General features: G+C 57.4%; 2 tRNA genes. Both read right to left on the bottom strand.

The annotated features are described in order from the left end of the window. Positions 1-60: 60 nt before the first annotated feature. Positions 61-151 (bottom strand) — tRNA-Ser (locus tag KHA84_RS15270). A gap of 4 nt (positions 152-155) precedes the next feature. Continuing rightward, positions 156-230, bottom strand: a tRNA-Asn gene (locus KHA84_RS15265). Positions 231-289: the final 59 nt, after the last annotated feature.

Below are 289 nucleotides of genomic sequence, written 5' to 3'. Positions count from 1 at the left end.
AACCCGTGTTACCGCCGTGAAAGGGCGGTGTCTTAACCGCTTGACCAAGGGGCCAATAAGTGGCGGAGAAGGAGGGATTTGAACCCTCGCGCCGGTTACCCGACCTACGCCCTTAGCAGGGGCGCCTCTTCGGCCTCTTGAGTACTTCTCCATAATGGCTCCGCAGGTAAGACTCGAACTTACGACCGATCGGTTAACAGCCGATTGCTCTACCACTGAGCTACTGCGGAATACATGGTGGGCCTAAGTGGACTCGAACCACCGACCTCACGCTTATCAGGCGTGCGCT

This window comes from Bhargavaea massiliensis (assembly GCF_018390575.1).
In the GTDB taxonomy this organism is placed as follows: Bacteria; Bacillota; Bacilli; order Bacillales_A; family Planococcaceae; genus Bhargavaea; species Bhargavaea massiliensis.
This window is presented reverse-complemented; position numbering and strand designations above follow the sequence as displayed.